Raw genomic sequence first — 16,433 nt, forward strand, 5'->3', positions numbered from 1 at the left:
AAAGAATTTAAAATCACTAGTTTAATTTGTAAATTAAGAACAATTGCCTCATTTTCTCTCACAAGGTGTTATTTATAAATAGTGAATAAAGGCGAAAGTAAATATTAATCCGTTCGTTTTTTAGCGATTTTTCCATTAAAAAACGATGGAAATTATTTTAAGATGTGCTAAAGTATTTACAGACATTTAAGGGAGAGAAGGATGCGAAGTGAAACACTATCGGTTTAGCCGCCTGAGTATGGGCTGGCAAATAATGATTGGTTTAGTTTTAGGTATTATCTGTGGGGTTATCTTCTACCAAAATAAGAGTGCCATCACAGTGATGCAGAGCCTCGGGACAATCTTCATTCGGCTGATCCAAATGATCGTAATGCCGATCGTTGTCTCTTGCTTGACGGTTGGGATTGCCAACATTGGTGATATCAAGAAACTGGGCCGGATTGGTGCCAAGACACTGATCTACTTTGAAATTCTGACGACAATTGCGTTGCTGCTTGGGATTGGGATGGCTAACCTGACCCACCCAGGTACCTTCATCAACATTCACGAACTGCATGCGACTGACATTTCACAATATATGTCGACTGCCAAGCATGCTGCTCATGAGAGTGGTTTCTGGCCATTAATCTTATCAATTATTCCTACTAACATTTTCAAGTCCATGTCTGATGGCGACATGATGCCAGTAATCTTATTCTCAGTTCTCTTCGGTTTGGGAATCGCAGCGGTTGGTGAAAAGGCAAAGATCCTGATTGACGTCTTAAACGGTGTGTCCGAAGTTATGTTCAAGGTAACTAACTGGGTAATGAAGTTCGCCCCAATTGGTGTCTTTGGCCTGATCGGAATGACCATTGCTGAAATGGGGATCAGTGCGTTGCTGCCACTTGGTTACTTTATCCTGATTGCCTATGTCACGATGATCATTTTCATCATCGTCGTGCTGGGGATTACTGCTCATATCTTCCACCTGCGTTACTGGAAGACAATGCGGGTAATCTGGGATGAAATTGTCCTGGCCTTTACAACTGCCAGTTCAGAAGTTACCTTGCCACGGCTGATGAAGAAGACCCAGGAAATGGGGGTTGAAAAGGGGATTACTTCCTTCGTTATCCCAACTGGTTACACCTTCAACCTTGATGGTTCCGCTATTTACCAGTCACTGGCAGCTATCTTCTTGGCACAGGCATATGGCCTTCACCTTACGCTTGCCCACCAAATCACCTTGCTGATTGTCTTGATGATTACCAGTAAGGGGATGGCTGGGGTTCCTGGTGCTTCCTTTGTTGTCCTGCTGGCCAGTGTTTCAACGATTGGTGTTCCAATGGCCGGCTTGACTTTCATCGCCGGAATTGACCGGTTCGTTGACATGGGCCGGACCGCAGTTAACGTGGTTGGTAACTCGATTGCTACCTTGGTTATCGGTGAATCAGAAAAGTCACTTGACCGTGATCAGTACAATAAGTATCTTGATACTTACCATGAAAAGAAGTAGAAACGATTAAAAATTCGTAGAGCCCCGGTAGGGTAACTCAGGATAGGCGTTGACACTAAACAGGTCGGCGCTCTAGGTTACCCAACTGGGGCTCTTTTTAATCTTAATATTCGAGGAAAACAAAAAGGCCGTAATAGATTTTCATCTTTTCCGGTCTCTGTTTACTATTCATCCTCATCGTCAGCATTATCAAGTTGGATCCCACGGTGGGAAACGCTGGTGCTAAAGACAATTTGAGTACTGGTCTTCCCAAAGCGTTGTTGAATTGTGTTGATAAAGTCATCCAAGTCCGTTGTTGACGGGAAAACAACCTCCATGATTTCTGAATAATCACCAGTGACACAATTACATTCGACGACGTTAGGAATACTCTGCACATATGGGTAGAAATCCTTCTTTTGTCGTGGCTCCAGTTGAACCTGGATGAAAGCACGGACATGGAAACCGATCTTTTCCATGTTGATGGAAGAGTGGTAACCATTGATGATGCCAGCCTTTTCCAGCTTACTAATCCGTGCAGCGATGGCTGGTGAGGAAATAAAACATTCCTTTGAGAGGTCCTTCAAGGATGCCCGCGCATTCTTTTGTAATGAGTTAATGATTTTACGATCGATTTTATCCATGTATGAAACCTCGTTTCCAGCTGAATTAAAGAAAAACTAAGAATTCTCATATTCATCTAATTATATTGTCTGAATTGTAGGCGATTTATTAACGATTGTCAATTGTGAAAAAATTACGTGGATATGTGTTAAGCTTACTAATACCGGTGATTTAATGGTACAATATATGCATAGATATAAGATGCTACATTGGAGGCAAGCATATGGATCAAGAATACCAAAACATTTTAGTGCCAGTTGATGGTTCTAAAGAATCAGAACTGGCCTTAGAACGGGCAATCTTTGTTGCTAAGCGTAACGGTGCCCATATTGACGTGTTAAACGTAATTGACACCCGGGCAATGGCTTACAACTTTGCCGGTATGTCAGATGGTAGCATTGCTTACCAACTCGTTGATAAGTCCAAGGAATACCTCAGCGGATTATTAAAGAACGCTAAGGAAAAAGATGGCTTCGATAACATGGATATCCACATTCGTCTGGGTAATCCAAAGACGATTATTTCTTTTGACTTTATTCACGACCACCACAACGACATGATTATGATTGGTGCTAGTGGCCTTTCACGGATGCAACGGGCGGTTATGGGCTCTGTTACTTCCTACGTAAAGCGGAATGCACCAGTTGATGTACTGGTTGTTCGGACCGCTGTTGACCAATAAGGTAAGGGTCAAAGTTAAATGGGGAGTGAGCTAGTCGGTTACGATGTCGTAGCACTCTCCAGCGAGTATAATTAGAGGTCCAGAGTTCGGCTTTTTAACCGGACTTTGGGCCTCATTTGTGTATTGTGCCGTTTATTTTAATTTAACTAGCGGACCGGTGACACAGCTCCATTATTGCTTTTAAAAAGAGATGACGATTATGACAAAGTATAAGTGGTACTTGATCCTAATGGTAGGAGTAGCGTTAACAGCTGCCCTGAGTGGTGGCCTGACAGTTAGCGCTGCTAGTCGGGGAGTCGCTGATGACCGGGTTGAGCAGGTCCTTAAAGACAACAAGGTGAACGGAATCGTTTTGGTAGATGGTACCGCCAAGAATCCGCACGTGATCAGTAACCAGGTTGCTTCTAACCCGCACCAGGTCGTTAAGCCGACACGCTTGATCCCAATCGCCTCATTCCAAAAATTATTAACGGGGATTGCAGTTGAACAACTGGTTCTAGCAGGGAAGCTCTCGCTAACAACGCCCCTCAGTAAGTACCTGCCCCAAATTGGCGGTGCCAGGCAGGTAACGGTCGATAGATTGATGATGCATACAAGTGGCCTGGTCAATGAAACACGGCCCTTAAAACACCCGCTGACGAGCGAAAAAGCACAGCTTAAGTATGCACTTGAAGGCTGCCGGTCAACGGGTAACTTTAACTGGCACTACACCGACCTGGACTATATTATTCTGGCGGAAGTTATTCACCAGGCTAGTGGGCAGAGTTACCGTCACTACTTAGCAACCAAGGTTCTGCAACCAGCAGGGGTGCGCATGAAGTTCTTTAGCCAAGTAAAGAAAGGGCAGGTAACCCTTGCTGTTGGCAAGCAGCGGACGTGGCAGAAGCTCCAGCTGGCGATGTCCACCGAGTTAGGTGCTGGCGATATCCTTAGTACACCAGTAGGGTATTGGCGTTTCTATCACCGGGCACTGCTTAATAATCCCCAGTTATTGAAACAATTCCTTGCCAAGAAAGATCCCACGGGTACGGAAACTTACTTTGGTGGAACCTATCTTGAGGCACCATACCTCCACGCAAATGGTTATCTTGCTGGGTATTCCTGCAGCCTTTATAGTAACTATGAAAATAAACGTACCATGATGTTCTTTGCTAATAATATCTCGTACAAGCAACTACGGTCACTTAATAGCCAGCTTTACCACGCCTACTTTGGTGATTACCGTGAGGAACAAGCAACAATTAATACTAACTGATTTTAACTAAAAAAGGAGCCGCGACAATTAAGCCGCGACTCCCTTTTTAGTTGTTAAAGAATTAATCTTTCTTTGAAACCTTCAATACGTCATCCTTGACAGTGACCTTGTCACCAGCCTTGGCAATCATATCGACATTGAAGCTTTCACTGTTCGTGACGGTTACGATTACCGTATCATCAAGACCAGCTTTCTTAATTGTTGGGTCCCAGAATTCCATCAACTGTTGACCCTTTTCAATGTGTTGACCCTTGGTGAAGTAGGTAACGAAACCAGTACCATGAAGTTTAACGGTATCGACACCAATGTGGATCAGGAGGGCGATTCCGTTATCAGAAACCAGTCCGACCGCGTGACGGGTGGAGAAGGTTGCCCGAACGGTACCAGAGAATGGTGCGTAAACCTTACCATCGGAAGGCTTAATACCAAATCCTTGACCCATCTTACCTTCAGCAAATGCAGGATCACTAACGTCCTTCAGGTTGACGATTTCACCAGCTACTGGAGCAGGAATGTCGGTAACACCTGGTTGTGGTGCAGGAACTTCTGCAGCAGGAGCATCGGCGTCGTCATCCTTGTCAAGGTGCTTACCCCAAGTTTGTTCCAGTTCAGCAACAATCTTGGCGTGGGACTTTTCATCCAACTTAACCTTGAGGGCGAAGATAATAATACCAACAACGATTAAAGCAATTGGGATTAAGAACATGTAGATCTTGAAGATACTTACACCGTGGGCAGTAACAGTGGCAGCAGTAGCACCACCAGTCATACCAGCGGCAACAGTAGCCATCCCGACAACACCGTTAGCAACGGCACCACCGAACTTATCAAGCAGTGGACGAACTGACAGGGTCAGTGATTCATCACGGTGTCCTAACTTCAATTGACCGTATTCAACAGAGTCGGTAATGGTCATCAAAACAACCAGGAAGATAATTGGTTGTGGAATGAAGAATAATTCGGCACCGAGTAAAACAAGTGCTAATGATTTGCCAGCAAAGGCGAAGATCAAGGCACCGATAACTTCAATCGTTGCAGCGCCATAGAAGAGCTTGTGACGACCAATCTTACCTGAGAAGAGTGGGAAGGCGAAGACGGAGATAACACCGACAGCCGTGTTCAAACCACCCAGGATAGAGAAGGCCTTTGAGTTACCTAAAATGTAAGTGAAGTAGTAAAGTTCGAAACTGTTCAGCAAAGTCTGACCAGTAGTGAAGAACAGGTAGGACATCGCAATGGCAAGAAGTTGGTCGTTCTTAACCAGGATCTTCAGGATATCCTTGAACTTAGTTTGTTCCTTGTTTTCACGAAGCAATGATTGTTGTTCGTGGGTAAACATACCAACACCGATCGCAGTGATGGCAGAAATAGCAGCAACGATAGCGGCAAAGATGAACCAACCACGGTCATCACCGGTACCGCCGTTTTGCTTGACAGAGAAGAACAGAACCATTGGCATGATTACGAAACCAATGATCTGACCACCGATAGTAGAACCAACCCGGGCGAAGGTAGCTATCTTATCACGTTCGTGTGAGTCAAAGGACATAGCAGGAACCATTGACCAGAAACCAACATCATTGAATGAGTAGAAGACATCCATGACGATGTAAATAATAGCAAAGATAACCAAGTAAAGAATTGGGTTGCTTAAGTTCAATCCACCAAGTGGGGTGAAGAGGGCAGTCAGCAGGATGGCTGAAATAACACCACCGCCGACAACCCATGGCTTGAACTTACCCCAACGAGTGTGGGTCCGGTCAATTGCGTTACCGATCATTGGGTCGATGATCAATTCACCAATCCGCAGAATTAAGATAATCGCGGTAACGTAACCGACCATCTTGTTATCAAAAGCTTTGTTACCGGAATCAAACAAGTGACCGGTAACGTACATCATAAAGTATGTTGAAAGTAATGCAAAGAAGGCATCGTGACCGAACGCACCGAGTGAATATGCAAGGCGTGAACGAACAACGTGTTGTTCCTGCTTCGAACTATCCATCATTGACTCCCCTTTTCTACGAAATATATAAATAATTGCTTACAGCCATTATGTTAAGCGCTTTCACTAAACTTGTCAATAACTTTTTAGTAAACTTTTAGTACAAATAAGTGCTTTTATTAGCATTTTTAGTGGTAATGAAAGGAAAAACTGGCTGTTTTAATGGGCTGCGCGTGCCTAGCTTATCGGAAAGACCAAAAGATAGTAAAAAATTTTATTAAAACCGGGTAAGCAAATAAAAATAGACCAGTAAATTATTTAAAATCCCCAATACCAATCAGCATAACTTTTAAATGAACTAGACCATTTTTTGTTAAAATGAAGCCGCTTTACTAGTTCATTAATTAAAGTGTAGCCAGGTGGTGAGCTTATAATCAACGCCATTTCCCACTGACCATTGTAATAACTGGCAGGGCGCCGTATATTGGTTAGCAAATATTAAAGGAGTGAGTGTTAATGAGTACGGCAAACACCTTATTTGTAATGATCGCCAGTATCCTCGTCTTTTTTATGACTCCCGGGTTGGCCTTTTTCTATGGTGGGATGGTAGCGCGCCGAAATACGGTTAACACTTTACTATCAGTTTTTTACATCTGTGGTTTAGCGGTGATCCTGTGGGTTGCGGTTGGCTATTCTCATTGAGCGGCAACGTTTTGGGCATAATCGGCAACCTGCATGCGGTGATGTTTAACCATGTCGGCCTTGACCGGTTAACCAAGACGGGTATTCCGGAGGGGATCTATTCGCTATTTCAAATGATGTTCGCAATTATTACGCCTGCCTTATTTGTGGGCGCAGTGGTAGGCCGTGTGCGTTTCAAGTTTTTAACCGCTTTTATCATCTGTTGGTCAATCGTTGTTTACTACCCGCTAGTCCACATGGTGTGGGGTGGTGGCCTACTAGCAAAATTGGGTGCACTTGATTTTGCCGGCGGGACGGTGGTCCACATTAATGCCGGTGTGACTGCACTGGCCTTATCAATTGGTGTTGGGCCGCGACACTTCCGGAATGATAAGCCTGCTAACCGGTCATGGGTATTGTTAGGTACCGCTATTTTATGGATTGGCTGGTACGGTTTTAACGCGGGTTCAGCGCTGGCGATTAACGATGTGGCGGCCCAAGCAATGATTACCACCACTGTTTCCTCGGCTGCTGCCATGGTTGCCTGGCAATTGTTAGAGGTTTGGCAAACCGGTCACGTAACCCTTGTCGGAACCTGTACTGGAGCATTGTGTGGGTTAGTTTCAATCACGCCGGCAACGGGTTATGTCTCAATTGATGCGGCACTATGGATTGGCTTGATCGCTGCTGCCTGCAGCTTTTACTTTATTACCGAAATTAAGCCGCTGTTCCCGTCAATTGATGATACTTTAGATGCATTTGGCTGTCACGGGGTGAGTGGGATCTGGGGAAGCATTGCAACCGGCCTCTTTGCCCAGCATAGTATCAACAGTCAGGTTAAATATGATGGCCTCTTTGTTGGCGGTGGCTGGCACCTCTTTGGTGTTCAATTGTTGGCAACATTAATAACGGTGGTTATGGCCTTTGTCTTCTCACTGGTAATTATTAAAATACTTCAACACTTGATGACAATTCGGGTTTCGGAAGCGGATGAGGCCCGGGGGCTTGACCTGAGTCAACATGCTGAAACACTAGGAACTATCGAATCAGTTAAATAGATTTAAACCAAAAAAAGACGTTGGCAAATGCCAACGTCTTTTGCGCTTTAATGCTTTGATTATTGTTCTTCGTACCAGCTGTAGTGGTAGTTACCTGGGCGGTCAACACGTTCATAAGTGTGAGCACCGAAGTAGTCACGTTGTGCTTGAAGCAGGTTAGCTGGAACAACTTCTGCACGGTAGGAGTCGTAGTAGCTAATAGCAGCACTAAGAGCTGGAACAGGGATACCTGCCTTAACAGCAAGAGCAACGATGTCCCGGATAGCCTTTTGGTACTTCTTAGCGATGTCCTTGAAGTAGTCGTCAAGAAGAAGGTTCTTCAGGTCAGGGTTCTTGTCGAAGGCATCAGTGATGTTTTGAAGGAATTGTGCACGAATGATGCAACCTGCACGCCAGATTTGTGCCAATTCACCCATCTTAAGGTTCCAGTTGTAACGTTCGGAGTCGATCCGCATTTGTTCGAACCCTTGAGCGTAAGACATAACCTTACCGAAGTAGAGGGCTTCACGAACCTTTTCGATCAATTCCTTCTTGTCGTCAACTGAGATGGATTCAGTTACTTCAGGCAATACCTTGCTTGCAGCAACACGTTCGTCCTTCATCATTGAGATGTAACGAGCGTAAACCGCTTCAGTGATAACTGATTGAGGAGCGCCACCTTCAAGAGCAGTTTCTGAACTCCACTTACCAGTACCCTTGTTAGCACCACGGTCAAGGATCATGTCAACGATTGGCTTACTCTTGTCATCGCCAAGGTCATCCTTACGAGTAAGAATGTCGGCAGTGATGTCAACCAAGTAGCTTGAAAGTTCACCCTTGTTCCATTCAGCGAAGGTCTTAGCAATGTCATCAACCGGCATCTTCAGAACGTTACGCATGATGTTGTAACTTTCGTCGATTAATTCTTCGTCACCGTATTCGATACCGTTGTGGACCATCTTTACGTAGTGACCTGCACCGTTAGGGCCGATGTAAGCAACACATGGCTTGCCATCTTCTTCAGCCTTAGCAGCAATCTTAGTCAGGATAGGAGCAACTAAGTCGTAAGCTTCCTTTTGACCACCTGGCATCAGAGCAGGACCGTGGAGGGCACCAAGTTCACCACCGGAAACACCCATACCGATGAAGTTGATACCGGACTTGTCCAACTTAGCATTCCGTGCCATGGTGTCGTGGAAGTTAGTGTTACCACCATCGATCAGAACGTCACCCTTGTCAAGCAGAGGAAGCAGTTCGTCGATAACGGCATCAGTTGGCTTACCAGCCTTAACCATTAACAGAATACGACGAGGCTTTTCCAGTGAGTCAACGAAGTCTTCGATCGTGTAACTAGGAACTAACTTCTTGTCACTGTGGTCCTTCATCATTTCATCAGTCCGGTTACGGTGACGGTTGTATACACCAACCGTGAACCCACGACTTTCGATGTTTAATGCAAGGTTTTTACCCATAACAGCTAAACCGACAACACCGATTTGTGCTTTATTCTCTGACATTAAAGTCACTCTCCTCATAAGAAAATACATGTAACAATTTTCACAATGTTCATTATAGCAAAAATTTTTCTGTGTGCAACCGTTATCTATAAACAAAAAACGTTTTAAGAAATCCTAAAACGTTTTTGTCAAAATTTAATTAGTGGTTCAGACGGTAAACCCACTTGCGACCGTCACGAGCTAAGAGTTCGTCGGATGCGGCAGGGCCCATTGAACCAGGGGTGTAGTTAGGGAATTGAGGCTTTTCAATGTCCCACAGCTTACGGATAACGTCAACAAACTTCCAAGCGTAGGCAATTTCAGCCCATGATGCAAAGTTGGTGTGGTTGCCTTCCAGTGCATCGTGGAAGAGACGTTCGTATGGTTCTGGTGATTCCTTCTTATCGGTATCACTTTGTAAGTACTTCAGGTCAACTGGTTGCGTAGTGAACCCTTGACCAGCGCGCTTTGCATTTAATTGCATAGCAAAACCAGACTTTGGTTCAACAAAGATGGTTAAGACGTTGGAGTTAAGAGATTGGTCACTTTCGTTCCGTGGGTCGGCAAAGATATCGATCAATGGCTTCTTGAAGACAACATCGATCCGAGTGAACTTGTCGGCTAACTTCTTACCAGTCCGAACGTAGAATGGCACACCTGACCAGCGGTAGTTGTCAAACATCAGCTTGGCAGCAACGAAGGTTTCAGTACCAGAGTCAGGGTCAACACCATCAGCAGAACGGTAAGCTTCAGTACCGTCACCAGCATCGTATTGGCCACGAACAAAGTTAGCAGCGGCTTCAGATGGGGTGTAGACACGGAGACTCCGCAATGCCTTGATCTTTTCAACCCGGACATCAGTATCAGTAAATGAAACTGGTTGTTCCATGGCTAATTGGGCAACAATTTGCATGATGTGGTTTTGAACCATGTCACGAAGGGCACCAGAATTGTCGTAGTAACCGGCACGTTCTTCGACACCAAGCTTTTCACTAAGGGTAACTTGGATGTTGTCGATGTAACGGTTGTTCCACAGAGATTCAATGATGGTGTTACCGAAACGAAGTGCTTGGATGTTTTGAACCATTTCCTTACCCAGGTAGTGGTCAATCCGGAAGATTTGGTTTTCGTCAAAGGTCTTGGACAATTCGTTGTTCAGCTTTTGAGCTGAGTCGAAGTCACGACCGAATGGCTTTTCGATAACCAGGCGGTTGAAGCCGTCGTCAGAAAGCAGGTTTTGCTTCTTCAGGTTCATGGCGATGGTACCAAAGAATTGTGGGGCCATTGACATGTAGAAGAGACGGTTGCCTTCAGTACCGAATTGCTTATCCAGTTCTTCGATCCGTTGCTTCAAAATGGTGTAGTGTTCAGGTTTAGTAACATCGTGTGACTTGTAGAAGAAGTGCTTGGAGAAGTCTTCTGCTTCGCCCTTGCGAGTTTCTTCAACATCCTTGATAGATTCACGAACAACTTCTTGGAATTCTTCATCACTGTATGGGTGACGAGAAGTACCGAGAAGTGCAAAGTGGTCTTGTAAGTATCCCTTTTGGTAGAGCTTGAAAAGGGCGGTGTACAGCTTCCGCTTTGCGAGGTCACCAGTAGCACCGAACAATGTAATAACAGCTTTATTTTCTGTAGCCAAAACGTTCACTCCTTCTGAAATTACAGAAATTATTTCACCGTTCCAATTATATACTCTCAACCGCCAGTCTGCACTATAAAAGGAACCGTTTTCTTTGGTTGTGAGAAATGGCACACAGACAGTAAATCGCTTAATGAATAGACTTCGTTGCGGTACTTTTAAAAATGGTCTAGAGCAAAACTTTTTTTGCAACGGTTTGCACGAACGGGAGATCTTAGACAGAAAAGTTTTTCTTGATTATATATCGAAAACGGTATATAAATAATATATCAAATTCGATATATTGAGGAGAACAATGAATTATTGGTTACTATTTCTGACCTTTATTGCGGTCAACCTCGATTTCTTTATTATCATGCTGTTCCTTTTACGGCGCTACCGGGTAACGGACGTGGTGATTGGCTACTTAATCGGAGTTGTCTTCTTAATGATGGTAAGCTTTTTGGTGGGGAAGGCGCTATCGCTTTTCCTGCCGGAATGGGTACTAGGAATATTGGGGATTTTGCCAATTTATATGGCGCTTCACGATAATGATGAGGACCCAGCTGAAAATTCACACCGGTCACCGATTTTAGCAACGTTAGTCACCTATCTGGCAGTTTGCTCGGGGTGTAATTTATCAATTTTCTTACCTGTATTGACTGGGTTGTCATACCACCGCTTTGTTTCAGCAGTATTGTTTGTAGGTGGATTGTCAGTGATCGTGGCCTTTTTGATTAAGGCACTTGGGGAATTGCCAGTTGTTAAGCGAGTGTTAACCAACTATGGTGAAATTTTGATGAAGGTTATTTACATTGGTGTGGGGCTGTACGTTTTCTATGATAGCGGGTTAATTAGCCACTTACTGAATCTGATATAATAGGGAGAAAAAGAAGAAAGAAGTGGCCGTGGTTGACAGTTGCCCATGAATTGATTGAGGAAGCAGCAAAAATATATAAGGTGCTAAGTAACAGCAGTCGGATTGAAATTCTGTACTTTCTGCGTCACTGTGATGGCGAAGTATCGGTCTCAACCATTGTTGAAAATCTTCAAATGTCACAACCCGTGGTGTCAAAACAGTTAGGGATCCTTTACCGCTACCAGCTGGTATGTCGGCGGCGAGAAGGGACAAAAGTTTACTACGTCCTTGACGACCCCCACGTGGTGGAAATGATTGATGATATGCTTAACCACGTTAAACACGAAATCAAGGGTGAACCGCACCCACGGAATTTGTATAAGTAGAAAAATTGTGTTATAGCTTCTGAACTAAGCCTTAGTTTGGAGCCGTCGCCAACTATCTATCTGTAAAATATGAAATTGCTACCGGCTATTACCAAATAAAGGAAAGGCCCGTGGTTCGGTTAGATACCGGATTACGGGCCTTGTTTTTGTATTTATGGGGTTCGGCAATTAATTAATTTCTTTTCCCAATATAGTAAAACAATTGATAGTACTCAAATGGGCTATTTTTGTCCGTAACGGTCAATAAAGTGCTTACTTTTTATAAGAGAAGCTTGCCAGTATACTGTGGTTATTAAATAAAAAGGAGTAAATCACAGTATGACAGAATACCAATTTATGAAGCCATATACCTTTGCAAATGGTGCCCGCCTCCAGAACCGGATAGTAATGGCTCCGGTAACCACCCAGTCCAGTTTCTTTGATGGGACGGTTTCAAATGACGAAGTTAAGTTCTATCAGATGCGGTCAGGAGTTGGGATGATAATTGCTGAAGTAGCAAACATCAATAAAGAGGGTAAAGGATTCGAAGGCGAACTTTCTGTTGCCGAAGATCGTTTTATTCCTGGCTTGAGTAAGCTAGCTAATGCGATCCACCTGAAGGGGTCAAAAGCAGTTCTCCAAATTTTTGATGCTGGACGGAAGACAAACCGTCAGATTTTACGTGGGATTCAACCACGAAGCGCTAGTGCAGTTGCACCACACCGTAATCCTGATGAAGTACCACGAGAACTAACCGATGATGAAATTGAACAAGTAATTGCTGACTTTGGCGCAGCAACGTTACGGGCAGTTAAGGCAGGCTTTGATGGGGTAGAAATCCATGGCGCCAATACCTACCTTCTCCAGCAATTCTTCTCCCCACATAGTAATCGTCGAACCGATAAGTGGGGCGGTAATATCGAAAAACGGATGAATTTTATTAAAGCACTAATTGCAGAAGTAAGACGAGTAGTAGCTAAATATGCTCCAGCAGATTTTATTGTAGGATATCGCTTCTCTCCTGAAGAACTATCTAATCCTGGAATTAGGATTGCGGATACATTAAAATTAGTGGCAATGTTAAGTGAGCAGCCAATTGATTACCTCCACAGCTCAATGGGTGACCGTAAGCGGACCTCCCTATTGAATAAGGATGACCAGGAGGAGCTTAACCATAAGATCCTAACGGTGATTGATGAGCGGAAGCCATTGATTGAAGTCGGAAGTGTTCAAACGCCAACTGATGCGGAAATGGCATTAAACGAAGGGGCCACCTTGGTCGCAATGGGGCGTGAACTACTACGTGAACCTAACTGGGTCGAAAAGGTCCGGTTAGGTGATGAAAAGAGCATTCGTTATATGATTTCCCCGGCTGACATGGACCTTCTTGGGTTGCCAGGTGGGTTACAACGTGAGCTACGGACGGGGTTCCTGGATGCCATGAACTTTACTGACCAAAAAACGAAAAATTTCCGGCACCAATTTGGTCAGATGGAGGGCTTTGGCGGTTAATTATGGTGATTAGAAGGGGAGGATAAGACAATAATGCCAAAAATTTACCATTTAGCAGTTGAAGCCACTCTAGATGTGATTGGTGGCAAGTGGAAGCCAGTTATCCTTTGCCATCTAGGTAATGGGCCAATGCGAACGGGTGAACTATGTCGGGCTATCCCCAATGTTTCACAACGTGTTTTGACTAGGCAGCTACGTGAATTGGAAGCCGACAATATTATTCGGCGGAAGGTCTACAGTCAGGTGCCACCGAAAGTAGAATATTCACTAACTGATGAAGGAAAAAGTCTTCGTAATATTTTAATTGCCATGTCTGAATGGGGCGAAAAGCGAGTCGAAAGAGCCCGAAAAACAGGGCATGATGTAAAAATTGCAAACCATAACTTACGTGGCTTTAAGAGAATGTAAAAAAGGCAAGGGTCCGTGACAAAACCGAGTTTTATCGCAGGCCCTTGCCTTTTAATTGTTACATGTAGTTAATAGTTTATACGTATTGGTGCCGCTCTGCAAACATCCCAAAGACAGTGAAGAGGAGGGATGCAACGAAAATTACGATACAACTGGCGAACCAGTTATGAGTTTGTGCGTTTAGGTTTCCAACAACCACCGGTCCTAAAGCGGCGATCAAGTAACCGACGGATTGAACCATTCCGGACAAGTTTCGGGTATCAGCAGCACTCTTCGTCTTCAAACCGAAGAGTGTCATCGCTAAGACGAAGGTAGTTGTTGAGCCAGCCCCCATCAGGAATGCCACTATACAGTAGTAAGCAAATGAGTGAACGGGGAAGAGCATCATTACCGCACCGATCATGGATGCAATTCCGGCCACGAGCATGATTGACTGACGGTTAGTCATCTTGGCAGCAATTACCGGAACCGCGAAGGCAAATGGCAATGCAAAGAGCTGGAGCAGGCCGGCAATCAAACTTGATTGGTCACCCGTCAAGCCAGCATCCATCGCAATTGTTGGTAGCCAAGCCACGACGCTGTAGAAAACAAAGCACTGGAAACCGAAGAAGAGGAGGAGCCACCAAGCATTGAGGTTCTTCCACATATTGGTCCCCTTATCACTCTCAGCATCATTAGTGCCGCCACGTTCATTGTATTTTAAGTTTGGCAGCCAAACGATAGCAGTGATCAATGCGATAACACTGATGATGATAACTGCCATTTGCCAGCTGCTGTGGTGGGTAATTGGCGCAATGGCGTAAGCACCAATGGCCGCAAAAAGAGTCATGGCGGTGTTGTACATCCCGGTTACGCTACCGATCTTGTCGGGGTACTTATCAGAGATAATTGCTGGTAAAAGCACGTTAATGCAAGTAATAGCTACTCCGACTAGCACCGTCCCAACCATCAAGAGGGAGAAGCTTAGAATCCGGAGGTATGAACCGATAAACATTAAGAACATCGCAATGGCTAATGTTAATTCGTTACCGATTCGCTGGGCAGTAGATGAAACAACCGATGATAACAGCCCGAAACAAAGAAGGGGAATTGTGGTTAAAATTCCCAAACTAGTAGGGGCAACATTGAATGTCTGGGCAATTTCTTTAATTACGGAAGGGATTGACGTAATTGGCATACGCATACAAACCCCAAGTAAAAGAAGGCCTAAGATCAATAATGGGCTATGCTTTTTTACTTTTTCCAAAAGATTCGTCCTTTCCATTTCATAGAGTTTAAGTTAGTCCATTATAGCACACTAAAACGTTTTACTACCCCGCTAATACATAAATTTATCTGTCCGGTCAAATTTGACGCCAGCGCCGCGGAACCATATAATCAACAATGAAGATTTATACGGAGGACAAATATGACGGTAAAAATATACCCGTACTTAACGTTTGAAAATGCTAAGGAAGCGATGGACTATTATGTTCAAAACTTTGGGGCAGAAATTTTATATCACCAGCCACTAAGCGAAGAACAGGCGGAAAATATCGGTCTATCAACGGATGACTTAGCTGCAACAACTGCGTACGGTGAATTTTCGGTCGCAGGGAAAAAAATTGTTTGTGCGGATGCAACAATGGGGAATCCCCAAACTTCGACCTTGATTTCGATCATGTTAAGCTTCGGGGACGAAAAAGAAGCTGCACGGCAGTTCTTTAAGCAATTAGCCGATTCAGACGACCAACGGGTAACCGTTCCGTTTGGTAACTGGATCTCAGGAAGCATGATGGGACAGATTGTTGACCACTACGGTTTGACCTGGATCATCTGCACCGGAAATAATACCGCTGAAGAGGAATAAAAATAGAAGACCGGGAAGAAATCTTTTCTTCCCGGTCTTCTATTTTTTGGCTATTATGCTGTTTAATTATTTTCTTCGACCTTTGCCCATTCCTTAGCAAGAACACCGTAAATACGTTCAACATCTGCTGAAGTACCACGCAATTCATAATTATCAAGAAATGGTGCATCAAAAATTTTGGCATACTTACGAGCGGTTAAGCAGTACTGTTCATTGAAGTTTCTGTTTCCAGAACCAACGACCCCCACGCAGTATTTGGCGTTGTCGCCGTCTTCAATGTACTCGCCTAGCGCATTCGTTATGATTTCAGTATAACCAGAAGTAATGCCATTGCCACCAGTTAGGTAAGTAGGGACAAATGCAAAAAATGGTTTGCTTTCTTTTGCAGGAGCATCCTGTGGTCCGATTTCTTTTAAGCTAATTAGTGGACTTTTAGTGTCGATAAGGTGTTGCTGCTTGGCAAAGTCTTGTAATCGCTTAAGGAAGGACCGGGTATTCCCCTCAATTGAAATATATATAATATTCATTGTTGACATGATAATTCTTCCTTTTGGTTTATAAACTTAGATTTATTAAGTAGTGAGCACAATCAATTATACGCTAAAATGAGCCTAAAAAGTACCAAGTC

The 16,433-nt window shown here is 44.2% G+C and carries 14 protein-coding genes and 1 pseudogene; 9 read left to right on the plus strand and 6 right to left on the minus strand.

Annotated features, from left to right (window positions below):
- Nucleotides 1-208 precede the first annotated feature (208 nt).
- Nucleotides 209-1,492 carry a dicarboxylate/amino acid:cation symporter gene (locus tag QOS07_RS03010; RefSeq protein WP_283587526.1) on the plus strand — a complete coding sequence of 428 codons (1,284 nt, stop codon included), beginning with the start codon at nt 209-211 and terminating at the stop codon, nt 1,490-1,492.
- Nucleotides 1,493-1,656: 164 nt separating this feature from the next.
- Here the strand turns inward: QOS07_RS03010 and QOS07_RS03015 are convergent, their stop codons facing one another.
- Nucleotides 1,657-2,115: an Lrp/AsnC family transcriptional regulator gene (locus QOS07_RS03015; protein WP_283587527.1), complete on the minus strand. Its 459-nt coding sequence runs from the start codon at nt 2,113-2,115 to the stop codon at nt 1,657-1,659.
- 203 nt (nt 2,116-2,318) lie between these two features.
- On the opposite strand from QOS07_RS03015, the gene QOS07_RS03020 reads away from it, so the two are divergent.
- Together QOS07_RS03020 and QOS07_RS03025 are read left to right on the plus strand one after the other, a co-directional pair.
- A complete protein-coding gene (locus QOS07_RS03020; RefSeq protein ID WP_283587528.1) occupies nt 2,319-2,777 on the plus strand; it encodes a universal stress protein in 459 nt (152 codons plus the stop codon).
- Nucleotides 2,778-2,976: 199 nt separating this feature from the next.
- Nucleotides 2,977-4,032: a serine hydrolase domain-containing protein gene (locus QOS07_RS03025; RefSeq protein ID WP_283587529.1), complete on the plus strand. Its 1,056-nt coding sequence runs from the start codon at nt 2,977-2,979 to the stop codon at nt 4,030-4,032.
- A gap of 61 nt (nt 4,033-4,093) precedes the next feature.
- Here the strand turns inward: QOS07_RS03025 and QOS07_RS03030 are convergent, their stop codons facing one another.
- Nucleotides 4,094-6,040, minus strand: a complete 1,947-nt coding sequence (locus QOS07_RS03030) for a glycoside-pentoside-hexuronide (GPH):cation symporter (protein ID WP_408613265.1) — start codon at nt 6,038-6,040, stop codon at nt 4,094-4,096.
- A 507-nt stretch (nt 6,041-6,547) separates the two neighbouring features.
- On the opposite strand from QOS07_RS03030, the pseudogene QOS07_RS03035 reads away from it, so the two are divergent.
- Nucleotides 6,548-7,716: pseudogene (locus QOS07_RS03035) on the plus strand (ammonium transporter).
- 59 nt (nt 7,717-7,775) lie between these two features.
- Here QOS07_RS03035 and gndA read toward each other — a convergent pair.
- Together gndA and zwf are read right to left on the minus strand one after the other, a co-directional pair.
- Complete coding sequence (gene gndA / locus QOS07_RS03040) at nt 7,776-9,212, minus strand: NADP-dependent phosphogluconate dehydrogenase (protein ID WP_283587531.1); 1,437 nt, start codon at nt 9,210-9,212, stop codon at nt 7,776-7,778.
- Nucleotides 9,213-9,351: 139 nt separating this feature from the next.
- Nucleotides 9,352-10,833, minus strand: coding sequence for a glucose-6-phosphate dehydrogenase (gene zwf, locus QOS07_RS03045; RefSeq protein ID WP_283587532.1), 1,482 nt, complete (start codon nt 10,831-10,833; stop codon nt 9,352-9,354).
- A gap of 295 nt (nt 10,834-11,128) precedes the next feature.
- Here zwf and QOS07_RS03050 point away from each other — a divergent pair, with 295 nt between their 5' ends.
- The 4 genes from QOS07_RS03050 to QOS07_RS03065 all read left to right on the plus strand — a co-directional run bounded on the left by QOS07_RS03050 (nt 11,129) and on the right by QOS07_RS03065 (nt 13,956).
- Nucleotides 11,129-11,692: a cadmium resistance transporter gene (locus tag QOS07_RS03050; RefSeq protein WP_283587533.1), complete on the plus strand. Its 564-nt coding sequence runs from the start codon at nt 11,129-11,131 to the stop codon at nt 11,690-11,692.
- Nucleotides 11,693-11,724: 32 nt separating this feature from the next.
- Complete coding sequence (locus tag QOS07_RS03055) at nt 11,725-12,057, plus strand: ArsR/SmtB family transcription factor (RefSeq protein ID WP_283587534.1); 333 nt, start codon at nt 11,725-11,727, stop codon at nt 12,055-12,057.
- Between the two features lie 318 nt (nt 12,058-12,375).
- Complete coding sequence (locus QOS07_RS03060) at nt 12,376-13,548, plus strand: NADH-dependent flavin oxidoreductase (protein ID WP_283587535.1); 1,173 nt, start codon at nt 12,376-12,378, stop codon at nt 13,546-13,548.
- Nucleotides 13,549-13,581: 33 nt separating this feature from the next.
- On the plus strand, nt 13,582-13,956 hold the full coding sequence (locus QOS07_RS03065; RefSeq protein WP_283587536.1) for a winged helix-turn-helix transcriptional regulator: 375 nt from the start codon (nt 13,582-13,584) through the stop codon (nt 13,954-13,956).
- A 76-nt stretch (nt 13,957-14,032) separates the two neighbouring features.
- Here QOS07_RS03065 and QOS07_RS03070 read toward each other — a convergent pair whose 3' ends face one another.
- On the minus strand, nt 14,033-15,220 hold the full coding sequence (locus tag QOS07_RS03070) for a CynX/NimT family MFS transporter (RefSeq protein ID WP_283587537.1): 1,188 nt from the start codon (nt 15,218-15,220) through the stop codon (nt 14,033-14,035).
- A gap of 144 nt (nt 15,221-15,364) precedes the next feature.
- Here QOS07_RS03070 and QOS07_RS03075 point away from each other — a divergent pair, with 144 nt between their 5' ends.
- Nucleotides 15,365-15,805 carry a VOC family protein gene (locus tag QOS07_RS03075; protein WP_283587538.1) on the plus strand — a complete coding sequence of 147 codons (441 nt, stop codon included), beginning with the start codon at nt 15,365-15,367 and terminating at the stop codon, nt 15,803-15,805.
- A gap of 62 nt (nt 15,806-15,867) precedes the next feature.
- Here the strand turns inward: QOS07_RS03075 and nrdI are convergent, their stop codons facing one another.
- Complete coding sequence (gene nrdI, locus QOS07_RS03080) at nt 15,868-16,341, minus strand: class Ib ribonucleoside-diphosphate reductase assembly flavoprotein NrdI (protein ID WP_283587539.1); 474 nt, start codon at nt 16,339-16,341, stop codon at nt 15,868-15,870.
- Nucleotides 16,342-16,433 lie beyond the last annotated feature (92 nt).

The sequence above is a fragment of the Limosilactobacillus viscerum genome (assembly GCF_947387525.1).
Classification (GTDB): Bacteria; Bacillota; Bacilli; order Lactobacillales; family Lactobacillaceae; genus Limosilactobacillus; species Limosilactobacillus viscerum.

What these genes read in the sequence shown, in the direction of transcription:
- QOS07_RS03065 (WP_283587536.1), top strand. Translation starts at nt 13,582, where the DNA reads ATGCCAAAAATTTACCATTTAGCAGTTGAAGCCACTCTAGATGTGATT.
- nrdI (WP_283587539.1), bottom strand. Translation starts at nt 16,341, where the DNA reads ATGTCAACAATGAATATTATATATATTTCAATTGAGGGGAATACCCGG.
- QOS07_RS03015 (WP_283587527.1), bottom strand. Translation starts at nt 2,115, where the DNA reads ATGGATAAAATCGATCGTAAAATCATTAACTCATTACAAAAGAATGCG.
- QOS07_RS03020 (WP_283587528.1), top strand. Translation starts at nt 2,319, where the DNA reads ATGGATCAAGAATACCAAAACATTTTAGTGCCAGTTGATGGTTCTAAA.
- QOS07_RS03075 (WP_283587538.1), top strand. Translation starts at nt 15,365, where the DNA reads ATGACGGTAAAAATATACCCGTACTTAACGTTTGAAAATGCTAAGGAA.
- gndA (WP_283587531.1), bottom strand. Translation starts at nt 9,212, where the DNA reads ATGTCAGAGAATAAAGCACAAATCGGTGTTGTCGGTTTAGCTGTTATG.
- QOS07_RS03030 (WP_408613265.1), bottom strand. Translation starts at nt 6,040, where the DNA reads ATGATGGATAGTTCGAAGCAGGAACAACACGTTGTTCGTTCACGCCTT.
- QOS07_RS03070 (WP_283587537.1), bottom strand. Translation starts at nt 15,220, where the DNA reads ATGGAAAGGACGAATCTTTTGGAAAAAGTAAAAAAGCATAGCCCATTA.
- QOS07_RS03060 (WP_283587535.1), top strand. Translation starts at nt 12,376, where the DNA reads ATGACAGAATACCAATTTATGAAGCCATATACCTTTGCAAATGGTGCC.
- QOS07_RS03050 (WP_283587533.1), top strand. Translation starts at nt 11,129, where the DNA reads ATGAATTATTGGTTACTATTTCTGACCTTTATTGCGGTCAACCTCGAT.
- QOS07_RS03025 (WP_283587529.1), top strand. Translation starts at nt 2,977, where the DNA reads ATGACAAAGTATAAGTGGTACTTGATCCTAATGGTAGGAGTAGCGTTA.